This window comes from Colwellia sp. PAMC 21821, from assembly GCF_002077175.1.
Taxonomy (GTDB): domain Bacteria; phylum Pseudomonadota; class Gammaproteobacteria; order Enterobacterales; family Alteromonadaceae; genus Cognaticolwellia.
This window is the reverse complement of sequence record NZ_CP014943.1, coordinates 2,394,001-2,410,553: the sequence shown is the minus strand read 5'-3', so window position 1 is coordinate 2,410,553 and position 16,553 is coordinate 2,394,001. Positions and strand designations below refer to the sequence as shown.

At 41.5% G+C, this 16,553-nt stretch carries 12 protein-coding genes, 2 tRNA genes and 1 rRNA gene; 3 read left to right on the top strand and 12 right to left on the bottom strand.

The window, feature by feature from the left end; all coding sequences use genetic code 11:
• Nucleotides 1-86 precede the first annotated feature (86 nt).
• The 3 genes from A3Q33_RS10340 to A3Q33_RS10330 form a co-directional block, all read right to left on the bottom strand.
• A tRNA-Ile gene (locus A3Q33_RS10340) sits at nt 87-163 on the bottom strand.
• Nucleotides 164-197: 34 nt separating this feature from the next.
• Nucleotides 198-273: transfer RNA gene (locus A3Q33_RS10335), tRNA-Ala, on the bottom strand.
• A 113-nt stretch (nt 274-386) separates the two neighbouring features.
• A 16S ribosomal RNA gene (locus A3Q33_RS10330) occupies nt 387-1,931 on the bottom strand.
• 804 nt (nt 1,932-2,735) lie between these two features.
• On the opposite strand from A3Q33_RS10330, the gene A3Q33_RS10325 reads away from it, so the two are divergent.
• Complete coding sequence (locus A3Q33_RS10325) at nt 2,736-3,479, top strand: hypothetical protein (protein WP_081179864.1); 744 nt, start codon at nt 2,736-2,738, stop codon at nt 3,477-3,479.
• Between the two features lie 110 nt (nt 3,480-3,589).
• On the opposite strand, the gene purD is transcribed toward A3Q33_RS10325, so the two are convergent.
• The 6 genes from purD to prmA all read right to left on the bottom strand — a co-directional run bounded on the left by purD (nt 3,590) and on the right by prmA (nt 10,158).
• A complete protein-coding gene (gene purD, locus A3Q33_RS10320; RefSeq protein WP_081179863.1) occupies nt 3,590-4,876 on the bottom strand; it encodes a phosphoribosylamine--glycine ligase in 1,287 nt (428 codons plus the stop codon).
• 65 nt (nt 4,877-4,941) lie between these two features.
• Nucleotides 4,942-5,769, bottom strand: a complete 828-nt coding sequence (locus tag A3Q33_RS10315; protein ID WP_081179862.1) for a class I SAM-dependent methyltransferase — start codon at nt 5,767-5,769, stop codon at nt 4,942-4,944.
• A gap of 226 nt (nt 5,770-5,995) precedes the next feature.
• Nucleotides 5,996-7,591 carry a bifunctional phosphoribosylaminoimidazolecarboxamide formyltransferase/IMP cyclohydrolase gene (purH, locus tag A3Q33_RS10310; RefSeq protein ID WP_081179861.1) on the bottom strand — a complete coding sequence of 532 codons (1,596 nt, stop codon included), beginning with the start codon at nt 7,589-7,591 and terminating at the stop codon, nt 5,996-5,998.
• 218 nt (nt 7,592-7,809) lie between these two features.
• A complete protein-coding gene (fis, locus tag A3Q33_RS10305) occupies nt 7,810-8,097 on the bottom strand; it encodes a DNA-binding transcriptional regulator Fis (protein WP_044832893.1) in 288 nt (95 codons plus the stop codon).
• Between the two features lie 5 nt (nt 8,098-8,102).
• Nucleotides 8,103-9,080 (bottom strand): tRNA dihydrouridine synthase DusB, encoded by a 978-nt coding sequence (dusB, locus tag A3Q33_RS10300; RefSeq protein WP_081179860.1) that lies wholly within the window; start codon nt 9,078-9,080, stop codon nt 8,103-8,105.
• A 196-nt stretch (nt 9,081-9,276) separates the two neighbouring features.
• Nucleotides 9,277-10,158 (bottom strand): 50S ribosomal protein L11 methyltransferase, encoded by an 882-nt coding sequence (prmA, locus tag A3Q33_RS10295; protein ID WP_081179859.1) that lies wholly within the window; start codon nt 10,156-10,158, stop codon nt 9,277-9,279.
• 186 nt (nt 10,159-10,344) lie between these two features.
• Between prmA and A3Q33_RS10290 the strand changes: the two genes are divergently transcribed.
• Together A3Q33_RS10290 and A3Q33_RS10285 are read left to right on the top strand one after the other, a co-directional pair.
• A complete protein-coding gene (locus A3Q33_RS10290) occupies nt 10,345-10,827 on the top strand; it encodes a putative 4-hydroxy-4-methyl-2-oxoglutarate aldolase (protein ID WP_081179858.1) in 483 nt (160 codons plus the stop codon).
• Nucleotides 10,828-10,909: 82 nt separating this feature from the next.
• Nucleotides 10,910-11,875, top strand: a complete 966-nt coding sequence (locus tag A3Q33_RS10285) for an NAD(P)-dependent oxidoreductase (protein WP_081179857.1) — start codon at nt 10,910-10,912, stop codon at nt 11,873-11,875.
• 3 nt (nt 11,876-11,878) lie between these two features.
• Here the strand turns inward: A3Q33_RS10285 and A3Q33_RS10280 are convergent, their stop codons facing one another.
• From A3Q33_RS10280 to A3Q33_RS10270, 3 genes are all read right to left on the bottom strand, one after another.
• On the bottom strand, nt 11,879-12,586 hold the full coding sequence (locus tag A3Q33_RS10280) for a hypothetical protein (protein ID WP_081179856.1): 708 nt from the start codon (nt 12,584-12,586) through the stop codon (nt 11,879-11,881).
• Between the two features lie 308 nt (nt 12,587-12,894).
• A complete protein-coding gene (locus tag A3Q33_RS10275) occupies nt 12,895-14,709 on the bottom strand; it encodes an alkaline phosphatase (RefSeq protein ID WP_081179855.1) in 1,815 nt (604 codons plus the stop codon).
• Nucleotides 14,710-14,733: 24 nt separating this feature from the next.
• Nucleotides 14,734-16,317 carry an alkaline phosphatase gene (locus tag A3Q33_RS10270; protein WP_081179854.1) on the bottom strand — a complete coding sequence of 528 codons (1,584 nt, stop codon included), beginning with the start codon at nt 16,315-16,317 and terminating at the stop codon, nt 14,734-14,736.
• Nucleotides 16,318-16,553: the final 236 nt, after the last annotated feature.

Sequence of the window (16,553 nt, the reverse complement as noted above, 5' to 3'; positions counted from 1 at the left end):
AATGTATTCTTTGTTAATCAATGCAGTTGGTAGCGACGTGTAGGTTTTCTACACGAGCTGCGAACTAACGCAGAGTAACGAAGAATTGGTAGGTCTGGGCAGACTTGAACTGCCGACCTCACCCTTATCAGGGGTGCGCTCTAACCAGCTGAGCTACAGACCTGCATCGTATCAAACATCGATACTTGTATAATAAGTGGTGGAGCTAAGCAGGATCGAACTGCTGACCTCCTGCGTGCAAGGCAGGCGCTCTCCCAGCTGAGCTATAGCCCCTTATTATACTAGGGTTTACGTTTTCTTCTTCTAATTCGTTATCATGTAATTTGTGTAGACACTCGTAGAACACTCTCGAAAGAGAATTCTCATTAAGCTGTTTTACTTCAAGATAAGGAGGTGATCCAACCCCAGGTTCCCCTAGGGTTACCTTGTTACGACTTCACCCCAGTCATGAATCACAAAGTGGTGACCGTCCTCCCCGAAGGGTTAAACTAGCCACTTCTTTTGCAACCCACTCCCATGGTGTGACGGGCGGTGTGTACAAGGCCCGGGAACGTATTCACCGTAGCATTCTGATCTACGATTACTAGCGATTCCGACTTCATGGAGTCGAGTTGCAGACTCCAATCCGGACTACGACAAGCTTTGTGGGATTCGCTCCACCTCGCGGTATTGCTGCCCTCTGTACTTGCCATTGTAGCACGTGTGTAGCCCATCCCGTAAGGGCCATGATGACTTGACGTCGTCCCCACCTTCCTCCGGTTTATCACCGGCAGTCTCCTTAGAGTTCCCGACATAACTCGCTGGCAAATAAGGATAGGGGTTGCGCTCGTTGCGGGACTTAACCCAACATTTCACAACACGAGCTGACGACAGCCATGCAGCACCTGTCACAGAGTTCCCGAAGGCACAAGTCTATCTCTAGTCTCTTCTCTGGATGTCAAGGGATGGTAAGGTTCTTCGCGTTGCATCGAATTAAACCACATGCTCCACCGCTTGTGCGGGCCCCCGTCAATTCATTTGAGTTTTAACCTTGCGGCCGTACTCCCCAGGCGGTCAACTTAGCGCGTTAGCTACGCCACCCACAGATCAAGTCTACAGACGGCTAGTTGACATCGTTTACGGCGTGGACTACCAGGGTATCTAATCCTGTTTGCTCCCCACGCTTTCGTGCCTCAGTGTCAGTCTTTGTCCAGGTAGCCGCCTTCGCCACTGATGTTCCTTCCAATCTCTACGCATTTCACCGCTACACTGGAAATTCCACTACCCTCTACAAAACTCTAGCTTGCCAGTTCAAAATGCAGTTCCCAGGTTGAGCCCAGGGCTTTCACATCTTGCTTAACAAACCACCTACGCACGCTTTACGCCCAGTAATTCCGATTAACGCTTGCACCCCTCGTATTACCGCGGCTGCTGGCACGAAGTTAGCCGGTGCTTCTTCTGCGAGTAACGTCACAGCTAGCAGTTATTAACTACTAACCTTTCCTCCTCGCTGAAAGTGCTTTACAACCCGAAGGCCTTCTTCACACACGCGGCATGGCTGCATCAGGCTTTCGCCCATTGTGCAATATTCCCCACTGCTGCCTCCCGTAGGAGTCTGGGCCGTGTCTCAGTCCCAGTGTGGCTGATCATCCTCTCAAACCAGCTAGAGATCGTCGCCTTGGTAAGCCATTACCTTACCAACTAGCTAATCTCACTTGGGCTAATCAATGAGCGAGAGGTGCCGAAGCGTCCCCCCCTTTGGTCCGTAGACGTTATGCGGTATTAGCAGTCGTTTCCAACTGTTGTCCCCCACTCAAAGGCATATTCCCAAGCATTACTCACCCGTCCGCCGCTCGTCAGCAGATAGCAAGCTATCTCTGTTACCGCTCGACTTGCATGTGTTAAGCCTGCCGCCAGCGTTCAATCTGAGCCATGATCAAACTCTTCAATTAAAAATCGTTTGTGATGCTCACCTTAACTAACCGAAGTTAACTAAGAAAAGACATCTGCTCAATGAATTCTGTCGTGTTACTTTCTATCCGACTAAAGAAGAAAGTAACTACATAAAACGTATTATTTAAATCCGAAGACCTAAATGATACTTATTTTTGTGTGACATCATATTAAGCTGTTTTTTTGTTATCCGAGGATAACTATGTAAAATCAACGTTAATGTGAGTGTCCACACAAATTGCATGATAACTAATTGTTAAAGAACGTTAGTTTAAACTCGAAGTAAAAAACTAACCGAAACAAAATCTCATTCGCTTTGCTTCGTTGCTGCAGGCCTTGCCTGAAGCGAGATGCGCATTCTACGCAACTCAGTTTTAATGTCAACGTTTTATTTCGTTTTTTTAAACTTTCTTTTCAGAAGATTCAAAACCCTACTTTAAAACATTACGTTAACTAATTTGGCCTAAACCGCGTTAGATAACTTATTAAAACAGCCCGTTGGGGTTACCCCTTGGAACTGGAGCGCATTTTAGAGATTTCTCGCCTCACGTCAACACCTAAAGTGCATTTAATTTCAAAAAAGTGTTTGTTTGCTTTTTAATTGAACTAATCGACTAGTTTACAGACTAATAAGTGTGTAGTTAGCCGCAGTCGGTTAGCAGTTTACCTAAAAATGTTTATTGTTATGTACAAATAAACAGGAGATATATAGTAATTTATACTCTATATTGATTTGTACATAACAATAATAACCTTCAAGCATAGTGGAATTTATCACGATGTTTGTGCAGAGAGCATAACAAATGAAAAAATTACTCATCTTGTTAATGCTTGCTGGCATTAGTAGTACGGTTGTGGCGAAGGATGTTGCCGAATATAAACAGGAACGTTTAATAGCTAAGATATTAAACCAACAAGTAAAGAAACATAGAACAATACAAAGTAGTGTCCATGCAATACTTTCACGCTATCCAGAAAAAGTAGACGTCGTTATGGCTGTTGCTTTCGCTCGCTATCCTGAAGAGTATCGACAAATTATGTTGGGCGCTTTATCAGCACAGCCCGTTTTAGCTTGTGATGTAATAGAGAACTCTATTAAAGCTAAAGTAGCTCCGAGTAGTGAATTAGTTGAAATAGCTATAACAGCTGAACCTGCGTATGCTCAAGAAATAGTTAACACTGCTGTTCGGTTTAATCCAACTGAAATTGAAAATATTGTTCGAGTAGCTATACGTACTGAACCCTACGACAGCAGTAATATTGTAAATAACACTGTGTCTAGTTACCCAAGCAAAATTTTAAATATTTTAACAGCGGCTATTACAGCACTTCCAGAGCAAGCAACGAATATAGTTAAAGATATTTTAGCTTTATTTCCTAATCAAGCCGACACTGTAGTTAAAGCTGCCGTTCTTCAAAGTTCTGATAGCCATAATAATGGTATTGTGAATGCGGCTATTGACTCAGGATTTGATAGGGATTCTGCAATTGCTGCAGCTGTCGCGGGTGGTGCTAAGAAAGAAACCTTGGCTAAATTAGAACATTAATCATTGCTCACTTGCTAATTCAATTGGCATAACACATATAGCACAGAACAAGTTCTACAAAAAAGCCCAGTAATTACTGGGCTTTTTTTATCAACTTTTCATGACATCAATTAACGTTGTTCACGTTCGATCGCTCGATAAGCGATGTCTGTTCGATACTCAACACCTTGCCAAGAAATTTGCTGCAATAATTCATAGGCTGCTTGTTGCGCTTGCGTAACATTATTACCTAATGCTGTTGCACACAATACTCGACCACCTGCAGTTACTATAGCACCATCTTTTTCAGCTGTTCCGGCATGGAATGTTTTTCGATCGGTTGCTTTATTCGTATCTAAGCCCGAAATAACATCGCCTTTTGGGTAACTTGCTGGGTATTTAGCTGCCGCCATTACAACGCCTACGGCTGGACGTGGATCAAAATCAATCGTTGCTTTGTCTAATTCTCCACGACAAGCCATCATACACAACTCAACAAGATCAGATTTTAATCGCATCATAATTGGTTGAGTTTCAGGGTCACCAAAGCGACAATTATATTCAATAACTTTCGGCGTACCATCTGTATCAATCATCAAGCCTGCGTATAAAAAGCCAGTATAAGGTGCGCCTTCTCTGGCCATACCTTCAACGGTAGGCATAATAACTTCATTCATCGCACGTTGATGAATTTCAGGAGTAACAACTGGTGCTGGAGAATATGCACCCATACCACCCGTGTTTGGTCCTTTATCACCATTGTAAGCACGCTTATGATCTTGGCTAGTAGCAAATGCTAATACATTTTTACCATCAACCATGACAATAAAGCTGGCTTCTTCACCTTCTAAAAATTCTTCAATCACTACGCGATGTCCTGCGTCACCAAAAGCATTGCCAGCCAGCATATCCTGAATCGCGTCTTCCGCTTCTTCCAGTGTCATTGCAACAATAACGCCTTTGCCAGCAGCAAGGCCATCGGCCTTAACAACAATAGGGGCACCTTGTGCTCGAACATAAGCTAGTGCAGGTTCAATTTCAGTGAAATTTTGATAACTACCGGTTGGAATATTGTTTCTTGCTAAAAAGTCTTTAGTAAATGATTTAGAACCTTCAAGTTGTGCAGCTTTTGCACTTGGTCCGAATATCATTAAGCCTTCTGCTTGGAAAGCATCAACTACACCGTCGACAAGCGGTTGTTCAGGTCCAACAATAGTTAAAGCCACTTGATTGCATTTAGCAAAGTCGACTAAGGCTGGGATATCGCCAGTAGATATTGCGATATTTTCCAATTTAGCTTCTGTAGCTGTTCCTGCATTACCCGGGGCAACAAATACTTTTGTTACTGAAGATGATTGTGCAGCTTTCCATGCTAAAGCATGTTCACGACCGCCACTACCAATTACCAAAACATTCATTAACTTTAATTCCTAGTTGGTTAAGTCGCTATAACCTATCGAACTCAGGTTATAGCGATTCAATATTATTTTACAAATTTTAATGTCATACGATCACTTTCGCCAATCGCCATATATTTAGCTTTATCTTCATCGCCTAAGCGTAAAACTGGTGGTAAAGTCCAAACACCTTTTGGATAAACAGCCATATCTTTTGCGTTTGCATTTACTTCGCTGCTAGCTGCCAATGTAAAACCAGCCGCTTTTGCCTGTTCAATAGTTTTGCTTTGCGATACATAGCCAACTGCGCTTTTCGGATCTACGCCTTCAGGTAAGCGATGTTCAACCACTCCTAGCACGCCACCTTTTTTCAATGCTTTGTAAGCATCTTTAAAAGCTTGCTCTACACCCTCATCACGCCAGTTATGCAAATTACGAAATGTCAGTACCATATCGGCGGTGCCTGCGGGGGCAAGTTCACTTGCTTGGCGTGGCACAAAGTTTGTCAATTCCACTTCACTAAAAACAGCGTTACCCGCTAATTTTTCAACTAATTGTTTACGTGAATTACTGTAATAGTTATCTTCGCCAGTATCAGGGTATTGAGCACCGTAAAGTTTACCTTTACCTTTTACTGCTGGCGCTAAAATTTCGGTATACCAACCACCGCCAGGTGTAATTTCAACTACGGTCATTGACGGATTAAATCCAAAAAATTCTAACGTTTCTTTCGGATGACGGTATTCATCACGTGCTTTGTTATTTGCAGAGCGGTGATCTCCAGCGATAGCTTGTTCAAGCTGACTTTGATGATGTGCATCTTGATGAGCGTTAACAAAACCAGAGCATAATAAAGTTGCAGACACGATTGACGCGGTAAAAGCTTTTTTGAACGTTTGAGCTGTTGTATGCATTGTTATCTTCCATTAACTAGTAAATTTTTATAGAAGCTAGTTATAGCAGATTTCTTTCAGATGTTCAGTGCCGAAAGTCTTATCTTATCGACAAAAAACGGCATTTAAACTTAATTACGTGTGTCTACATATGAATTTTGCGCTATACACACGTATATTTCGATTTTCGGAACAACTATGCCCAGGTAAGAACACGACCTGAGCATAGTTTATTCATTCAGCCGATTTAATGGCGGAAGTGACGCATGCCGGTGAATACCATCGCAATATTATGTTCGTCTGCTGCGGCAATAACTTCATTGTCACGCATTGAACCACCTGGCTGAATTACCGCAGTAATGCCGGCTTCAGCAGCTGCATCTAAACCATCGCGAAATGGGAAGAATGCATCAGACGCCATTACCGAACCAGCCACTTCTAGATTTTCATCCGCGGCTTTAATACCAGCTACTTTCGCTGAATATACTCGGCTCATTTGGCCAGCACCGACACCGATAGTCGTGCTATTTTTAACGTAAACAATAGCGTTTGATTTAACATATTTCGCTACTTTCCAACAAAATTGTAAATCGCGCATTTCTTCAGCCGTAGGTTGACGTTTAGTTACTACCGTTAAGTCATCACTTGTCACGCTACCTTGATCAGTATCTTGTACTAATAACCCACCGTTAACGCGTTTAAAGTCAAAGCCTGTAGTTTTAGTATCCCATTGACCACATTTTAATAAACGCAGGTTAGGTTTAGTCGCCACAATTTTTGCAGCAGCATCAGAAATGCTTGGAGCGATAATAACTTCAACAAATTGACGAGAAACAATCGCTTGGGCTGTATCTGCATCTAACTCACGGTTAAACGCAATAATGCCGCCAAATGCAGACGTAGGGTCTGTTTTATACGCGCCTTCATAAGCCGCTAAAATATCATCACCAATAGCAACGCCACATGGATTTGCATGTTTAACGATAACGCATGCTGGCTCATCAAATTCTTTAACACATTCTAAAGCGGCATCAGTATCAGCAATGTTGTTATACGATAAGGCTTTGCCCTGTAGTTGAGTTGCCGTAGAAACTGAAGCTTCTTCAGGACTTGCCTCAACATAAAATGCTGCGTCTTGATGCGAGTTTTCACCGTAACGTAAATCTTGCTTTTTAATAAACTGACTATTAAAAGTACGTGGGAATTTTTGTTTTTCAACGCTAACAGCTTCATCACTGTTATATGCTGGTAACATTTTACCAAAGTAATTAGCAATCATACCGTCGTAAGCAGCAGTATGTTCATAGGCAGCAATGGCTAAGTCAAAACGAGTTTGATAAACCAAAGAGCCATTGTTCACCGCCATTTCAGCTAAAACACGGTCGTAATCATGAGCATTGACGACAATAGTCACATCTTTATGATTTTTAGCGGCGGCGCGCACCATAGTTGGCCCGCCAATATCGATGTTTTCAATGGCATTTTCTAATGAACAATTTTCATCAGCAACGGCATTGGCAAATGGGTAAAGGTTTACTACAACGAGATCAATTGCGCTGATATCATTTTCAGTCATCACGGCTTCGTCGATACCACGACGCGCTAAAATACCACCATGAACTTTTGGGTGTAAGGTTTTAACTCGACCATCCATAATTTCTGGATGACCTGTGTAATCAGATACTTCTGTAACTTTAATGCCATTTTCAGCCAATAACTTCGCAGTACCACCTGTTGATAAAAGGTCGACACCTTTTTCTGATAACGAGCGAGCAAATTCAACAATACCGGTTTTGTCTGAAACACTTAATAGTGCACGTTTGATAGGGCGTGGTGTATCCATGGTTTTTCTAATTACCTATAAATTAAAATTAAATGGTTGTCTGGTTTATGACACATGTCCGTAGCGTTGAAATACGCTAAATCGCGTCCATTATCATTGTTATGCTTATTTACTGTTAGCCGGATGTAAAAGCTGACTATTTGGATAACTTTTACATCCCTAAAAACAAAAAAGCACCCGAGGGTGCTTTTAATTGGCAGGCTAACCTGCCTTATTTCTTAGTTCATGCCGTATTTTTTTAACTTTTTACGTAAAGTACCGCGGTTGATACCTAATAAGTTAGCAGCGCGGGTTTGGTTACCACGCGTATATTGCATTACTTCTTCAAGCATTGGCGCTTCTATCTCTGAAAGTACAAGGTCGTACATATCATCAACGTCATTACCGTTTAACTGTGACAAGTAGTTTTTTATAGCTACTTTCGCTTGTGTGCGTAAAGGCGAGGCCTTTGTCTGAGTTTGTAGATCACCGGTAATAAATGGAGAGGAAATATTTTGTTCAAACATAAAGTTCAGACTCTTTCTAAAGTTAAATTATCAAAATACATAGTTAATGCGTCAAGTTGTTCAGTAACTGACTCGAGTGCATTAAAAATAGAACGAAACGATTTTCCTTGTTCATGCGTTTGCATGTACCAAGAAACATGTTTACGGGCAAAACGTACACCCATAAATTCACCGTAAAATTTGTGTAATTCCATTACATGCCCAATTAAAATTGAACGTACTTCTTCCGTTGAAGGAGCAGACAAATGCCTACCCGTTTTCAAAAAATGATTAATTTCTCGAAAAATCCAAGGTCTCCCTTGGGCACCGCGACCAACCATAATGGCATCAGCCCCGGTGTAATTCAGCACTTGTTCCGCTTGTTCCGCACAAGTAATATCGCCATTAGCAACAACAGGAATATTCACCGCTTGCTTAATTGCTTTAATGGTTTCGTACTCGGCATTGCCTTTATAAAAGTCATTACGAGTACGTCCATGCACAGCAAGTGATTGTATTCCGTTATGCTCAGCAATATTGGCTATTTCAATACCGTTGCGAGTGTTTTCACACCAGCCAGTTCGAATTTTCAACGTTACAGGAATATCTACCGCATTCACCACAGCTTTAATAATTAGCTCGACTAACGCGGGTTCTTTCAATAACGCTGAACCTGCTAATTTTTTATTTACCTTTTTTGCCGGACAACCCATATTAATATCAATAATTTGAGCGCCATTATCAGCATTGACCTTAGCAGCAAAAGCTAATTCTTCAGGATCTGAACCGGCAATTTGCACGGAACGTATACCTGCTTCTTTACTATGCAACATACGGCGTTGAGATTTACCGGTATTCCACACCTTAGGATTAGATGACATCATTTCTGATACTGCTAACCCTGCCCCCATCTGACAACATAATTGCCTGAAAGGTTGATCAGTAATTCCCGCCATGGGTGCAAGCATGGTATTGCTTGCTAAAGTGTATGGACCTATCTTCACGCTGTTGTTTTTTTGAGCTACTATTCAAAAGGGCGCTAAGTTTACGTGTTTTTTTTGGGATTGAAAAGGATATAAATTGAACAAAAAGTGCTTTTTTTCACGTTTTTCATATTGACATTTTATAAAGTGTTATTGCGAGCAGTTTTTGTACAAATTGATAACAAAAGCTGCTCACTTTTTAAGGTGTTTTGTACAACTATTTACGAACACCTGATAAACGTACCCATTCGTCTTGAATAGTAATCGGGTCCATCTGGCAAAATTCACCATATATGGTTTGTAATTGTTCGGCTTGTTCTTCTAAAACTCCAGACAAAGCAAGCACACCTTTACTAGCAACATACTCAATTATGACGGGTGCAAGTTCACGTAATGGTCCGGCCAAAATATTTGCCACGACCACATCAGCTTTAAACTCAGGTTGGTCTTTAGGAAGAAATAATTCTAAACGGTCTTCACATTGATTACGTTTTGCGTTTTCTAAACTGGCTTGTAGTGCTTGTGGATCAATATCGATACCGATAACTTTTTTCGCACCTAATTTCAGCGCGGCTAATGATAAGATACCTGAGCCGCAACCGAAATCGACGACGGTTTTGCCTTCAAGGTCTAAGCCATCAAGCCAAGTTAAACATAAAGCGGTGGTTGGATGTGTTCCGGTGCCAAAGGCTAAGCCGGGGTCGAGCATAACATTAACTGCACTCGGATCTGGCACTTCACGCCAACTAGGGCATACCCATAAACGTTGGCCAAACTTCATTGGATGAAAGTTGTCCATCCATTCGCGTTCCCAGTCTTTATCTTCAAGTTGCTCAAGCTTATATGCCATATTGGCTTTATCTGGATGAATACCTTTTAAGTAATTCAAGACTTTATCCATATCATGACCCGCATCATATAAGCCCATCACGACGGTATTATTCCAATAGATAACTTCATCACCAGGTAGAGGCTCATATATAGGTGTATCTTTAGCATCAATAAAGGTAACGGCTTGTGCACCACATGCACTGAGCCAATCACTATATTTTTCGGCAGTTTCTTCATCAGCACTTAATCTAAGCTGGATCCAGGGCATGTTTCTTCTCATTAAAATTTTTTTGCTAGTTTATCATTCTCTACCGCGACAAAACAGCCACTTTAGCCATATACTAATCTAATAATTGCGATAAACTTGATGTCTTAATGAACATTGCCAGCTTAGTAGTTAACACTTATATAAGCACAGTCGCCTACTTTAATTATTCACACTGTAAGGATTAAAATGCTAGATCTTCTCCCCGATTTATTCGACGACCATGCTGATAAGCTTTCTTTGGCTGCTCCTATCTTTAAAGACTACGGTGGGAATACTATATTCCATGGCGAAATTGTTACCGTTAGCTGCTATAACGATAATTCCAGAGTTAAAGAGCTTGTTGCTACTGATGGCAGTAATAAAGTGATGGTCGTTGATGGTAAAGCAAGTATCACTAATGCCTTACTCGGTGACATGTTAGCCGAGCTAGCCGTAAAAAATGGTTGGCAGGCCATTGTGATTAATGGCTGTATTCGTGATGCGGGTACCATAGCTACCTTGCCCATCGCAGTAAAAGCACTTGGCTGCTGCCCAATTAAAACTGAAAAGCTAGGCAAAGGTGAAGTTAACCAAGTTATTAGCTTTGCCAACCTAAGCTTTACGCCTGGTCAATATATATATGGTGATAGTAATGGCTTAGCCATTAGCAAAGCACTAATAACCTTTTAATGACAATAACCTTTTATGACAACACCCTTAGTAAAGTCTGTATTGCTAAAATTCAACATAACGCCAGAGTTAGAGATTAATAATGAAGTACTTCCCCATATACCTAGATGCCAAACATATAAACGCAATGATTATAGGTGGTGGCGAAGTAGCAGCTCGTAAAATAGAGTTACTATTAAAATCGACAACTAACATTTCTGTTATGTCTGAAACGCTTAATAGTAGTGTTGAGCGTTTAGTAAATGAGCATCAATTAACTTGGCTCAAACATAATTATCAGCCTGGCCATCTTCACAACATTAATATTGTTATTGCTGCAACAGACAGTAGTGAAGTCAATAGCGCGGTAGCTGCAGAAAGCACAGCATTAAAATTACTCACCAATGTAGTCGACCAACCGGAACTATGCACCTATATAACACCAGCCATTATTGATCGAAGTCCTATTATTATAGCAATGTCGAGTTCTGGTAGTGCCCCTATTCTCCTGCGAATGTTACGTGAGCAAATCGAGAAAACATTACCCAATAGCTACGGCAAGTTAGCTGATTTTTCTTTTAAATTTAGAGATCATGTTAAAGCGCGGGTAAAAAGTATTCGTGACCGTCGTACTTTTTGGGAGCGCACTTTGCGTGGCAGTATCGGACAAGCTATTTTATCGGGTAAAACAACGTTGGCTGAACAACAGTTAATTGCCAGTTTAAAAACACAAACACCACCACCCAAGGGTGAAATTGTTTTTATACATACCGGTAATGGTAATCCAGACGACTTGACCCTTAATGCTCATCGCGAAATGCAATTTGCCGATGCCGTTTTTTATGACAAAGAAGTTAATACTGACCTGATCGAATATATTAGACGTGACGCCAGTAAGTATCCTCAAGACATAGCCTCAAACATATTAATTAATGTGCAACACGTTTTAGATTTAGCAGAGCAAGGCGAGAAGGTTATATACTTATTGAGTGGTACTATCGAATTACCCGAAAATAAAACCTTGTCACAAAGCCCTTTCACCAAAAAGCATATATACAGCGGTAGCTAGCACTTAATGGCGATGCTCATTATTCACTGGGCCTGTATGATGGTGAACAGGCACAGAAAAACCTTGGTTAATCATCTTCGCTAAAAAGGGTACATCTTCACTATCACCAATATCAGCATAATCTGTACTTTGATAAGTTGAATATTGTTTAAATAGCGACAACCTCTCTACATCATTGGGCTGATATTTTGTTAACTGCCATTGTCGTGTGAACTTAACGTCCTTTAATTGAAAGTATTTTACTAGGCGTAGTTTTGGTAACCAAGTCAGTTGATACTCTTTGTGTTTATCTTTCAATATATAGTGCTCTTCAAGCAGACAACCGGTATTTTTCTGTTCGACAAATTGCATGTTTTTTAGCTCAGGTGTCACGACTAACTGAAACACATCTTGCCATTGTGGTTGATATCTCAGTTCATTGGATTGATATTCAATCACATGCTGATATTTTTCAAACACTCGACTTAGCGACAATCGATGACCATTTTTTGTCCACAGCTCATCAACACCCTTGCTTATATTACGATGTAACACCACTTTAGCCTCGCGGTGTAATTCAAATAATTGCGGAACAGGTTTTTTAATCGCTGTGGTATTAGAGGGCTGAGTGCTCAGCTGATAGTAAGCGCTGAGCAAATCGGGTGAAATTTCGCACTCACTGGCGTTGCTACTTAAAGATATCGTGAATAATAATGCGACAATAATTTTCATAATAAAACCAATTTTTAATTAATAATCACCAGACTCTTCAATATAAAATCTTTAATGTCTTGAGGCAGCCTAGGTATAATATCAAGCTGATTAATTAGCCGCTCATTTTTAATGGTTAAAATGAATAACTACAGCGTTATAAAATTTAGAAGTAGAAAAACTACTGACTAAATTTTATGCCTTGTCATTATCCATTTTTCCGCATGAAAAAGTAGATCACTTAATTAATCAAATTGATATAAATAAAAGGAAGTTGTCATTTTTTAATCCGACAACTTCCCGACCTAACAATAGAGAACAGCAAACACTTAGTTTATCGCTTGCTCAGCTTTTGTGACCAAATCTGCGGCATAGTCCATCGCATGGAAAATAACACTTTGCTCATTAGTACCCGTAATTAAATGCGCACCAGGCCCTTGGGCATAAATACCAACATCTTCACCGGCATGAGTTTCAGAGCCCATTGGCACTAAGGCTTCTTGATGAAAACCTGGCGAATTAGTATCTACCATAGCGAGATCTTCACGCCCAGTAACAGCGTCGCCGCTATAGCCTGCATCCGCATCTGTTTCTGCCCCTAAATCTCTAAAGCCTTTACCATTTGTATAACCTAATGTGGTGTAAGGCATACCGTCACTGGCTAAGCTTGGCTCAGTGCTACCAACCCCAACCACTTTACCTAAAATAGGATTACCACGTTTGGGGTAGCCTGCCATAGTGAAAACATGACTATGATCGGCCGTAACAATAATTAAGGTTTCTTCGGGGTCAGTTGCATCGACCGCCGCCTTTACAGCATCGGCAAAAGCCATTGCGTCGGTTAACGCGCCATGTGCACTGCCGGCATGATGACCATGATCGATTCTACCCGCCTCAACCATTAAGAAAAAACCTTGTTCATTATTATCCAGCACATCAATCGCTTTACTGGTCATCTCGCGTAAAGAAGGTTCACCGGCAATGTCGTTGCCGCGGTCCGCTTCATATTGCATATGAGATTCATTAAATAAACCAAAGAGTCTTGCCGTGGTATTAGCATCAACCGCATCAAAGCCTGCTTGGTCGATAACATAACTACCTGCTGGATATTGCGCTTTCCATTCTGCGGTTAAGTCGCGGCCGTCCGTTCTATCACCTTCTATGGCACTTACCGCATCGGCACTATTAAATGATGCATCTTTGGGTAAAAAGTGTCTTCTTCCACCGCCCAATACGACTTCAATACCATCAACATCGGCGCCAGCAAAGCGGCTTTCCATATCACTTTCAAAACTAATAAGTTGTGCGGCAATATCAATACAACCAGCCGAAACAGCTGCTGCTGACATATCAGAGATATCTTCCCAGTTTCTATCGGCAGATTTAGCATAAGTCGCCGCTGGTGTGGCATGCGTAATACGAGCGGTAGAAATAATACCTGTTGATTTTCCCGCTATTTCTGCCAGTTCTAATGCGGTTACTAGCTCATTCCCTGATACCGTAGAACAATCACCTCGGCTGATAGCTTCAGATACGCCAATGACACCAACATCTGTTTTCACCCCTGACATCATCGCGGTCATGGTGCCAGCAGAATCTGGCGTTTGTGCATCAACATTATACGTTTTTGCAAAACCAGAAAAAGGGAATTTATCAAAACTTAGTTGATGCTCTTCCCCCATTTTTCCGAGTTGTTGCCCTGCTAAAATACGAGTAGCAGTCACAGTAGAAATACCCATACCGTCACCAACAAAGAGAATAACGTTTTTAGCCTTACCTTTGGTATTCATCAAAGATTGAGCATTAAGTTCAGCTTGCGCTAAAACACTTTGTCCTTGCTCATACCATAAGTTGTTTGTCGTAGCGGTTAATGCCGAGCCTTGCGCTTGCGTTAATGTTGGCGAGCAGACAAATTCTGTCGCGTCGATTTCGCCAACATCTAATACGCCGGAGCCATCATCATCTAAACCTGAGTCAATTTGAACACCGCCATTAAGACATTGTGCATCACCAACATTTAGTAACGTTTGGCTAATTAGACTATTAATACCACTATTGCCATCAGCGCCATTACTACCGTCGTCCCCACCACAACCCGCTAATGCAGCCAATACGGCTAAAGATAAAAGTTTTACTGATTTCATAATTAATTCCTTTCGATTAGCCGATTATTTAGCAATTAAGCCAAGAGATTGATTGATGATATGAAACACGACACTTTGCTCGATGACGCCTTGCGCTAAATGAGCTCCTGGCCCTGAAGCATGTAAGCTTATATCTTCACCTGCATGGGTTTCTGAGCTAAGCGGCACAGTGGCCTCTTGATGAAAACCTGTTGAAGTAGTATCAACCATCGTTAAGTCTTGACGCCCAGCCACTGCATCAGCGCTATAAGTAAGATCGGCATCTGTTTCGTTGACCAAATTTCTAAAGCCTTTACCATTGGTATAACCCACCGTGGTATATGGCATTCCGTCTCCCGCTAAAGCAGGCTCAGTTGCACCAACATTAACCACTTTGCCTAAGATGGGATTGCCACGTTTAGGATAGCCGGCGATAGTAAATACATGACTATGATCAGCGGTTACTAAAATTAATGTTTCTTCAGGATTAGTATTGTCGATAGCAGCTTGCACTGCGTTAGCGAATTCGATGGTATCTGTTAAAGCGTTATACGCAGAGCCCGCATGATGACCGTGATCAATGCGTCCTGACTCAACAACGAGGAAAAAACCTTTTTCATTATTATCGAGAATATCAATCGCTTTACTGGTTAATTCAGTGAGTGAAGGTTCACCGGCAATATCATTACTGCGATCAGCTTCATATTGCATATGTGATTCATTAAATAAGCCCAACACGCGCTCAGTGCTGCTAGCATCGATCGCGTCAAAACCGGCTTGATCAATAATATATTGACCATTTTGATATTGCGCTTGCCATTTAGCGGTTAAATCTACGCCGTCAGTACGATCACCCTCAATAGCACTTACAGCATCAGCGCTGTTAAAGCTCGCATCTTTAGGTAAAAAGTGGCGGCGACCACCGCCAAATGCTACTTCAATGCCATCAACATCAACACCGGGGAAACGTTGTTCGAGGTTTTTTTCAAAATCAATAAGCTGAGTAGCTATATCTACACATCCTGCGGTTACAGCGGGTTCTGGCATATCGGAAACATCTTCCCAGTTACGGTCAGCTGATTTTGCATAAGTTGCCGCAGGTGTGGCATGAGTAATACGCGCTGTTGAAATAATACCCGTCGACAAACCTTTAATTTCAGCAACCTCTAGTGACGTGACTAATTCATTGCCACTTACTGTTGAACAATCACCGCGCTCAATATCTTCATCTACACCAATGACACCAACATCCGTTTTAACACCTGACATCATCGCCGTCATCGTTCCGGCTGAATCGGGTGTTTGTGCATCTACATTATAGGTTTTAACTTGTGCAGAATAAGGAAACGCTTCAAAGCTTAAATAGCCCTCCTCACCCGATTGACCTTTATTTTGTCCGTCTAAGATACGTGCTGCAGTTAAGGTCGAAAGCCCCATACCGTCACCGACAAATAAAATGACATTTTTTGCTTTATTGCGTGTTGTTAGTTTAGTTTTAGCCATGACTGCTTGCTGGCCATCAACAAACCACGGACTGTCTTTTTGTACATTAGGTAAAACGCCAGCGACGGCGACGCTAGAGAGTAAAAAAGATGACAAAGCTGAAAGTGAAACCCATGTCGAGTTCATAATGCTTCCTTTAGTGTTATTTTTAGTTATATAGTTTTGCTAATGCACATGCACTAACAACACGAGCATGCTAATCACTAAAAATGACAGTAAGGTAAAAGAAATATGAACGGACGATGAAAGTTTTATAGCATAAATATGACAACCCATTAGAGAGTGAGGGGCTATCTGGTTTTATATGCGACTTAAATTGCCGTATAGCTGCAGATTGCCGTATAGCTGCAGATTGCCGTATA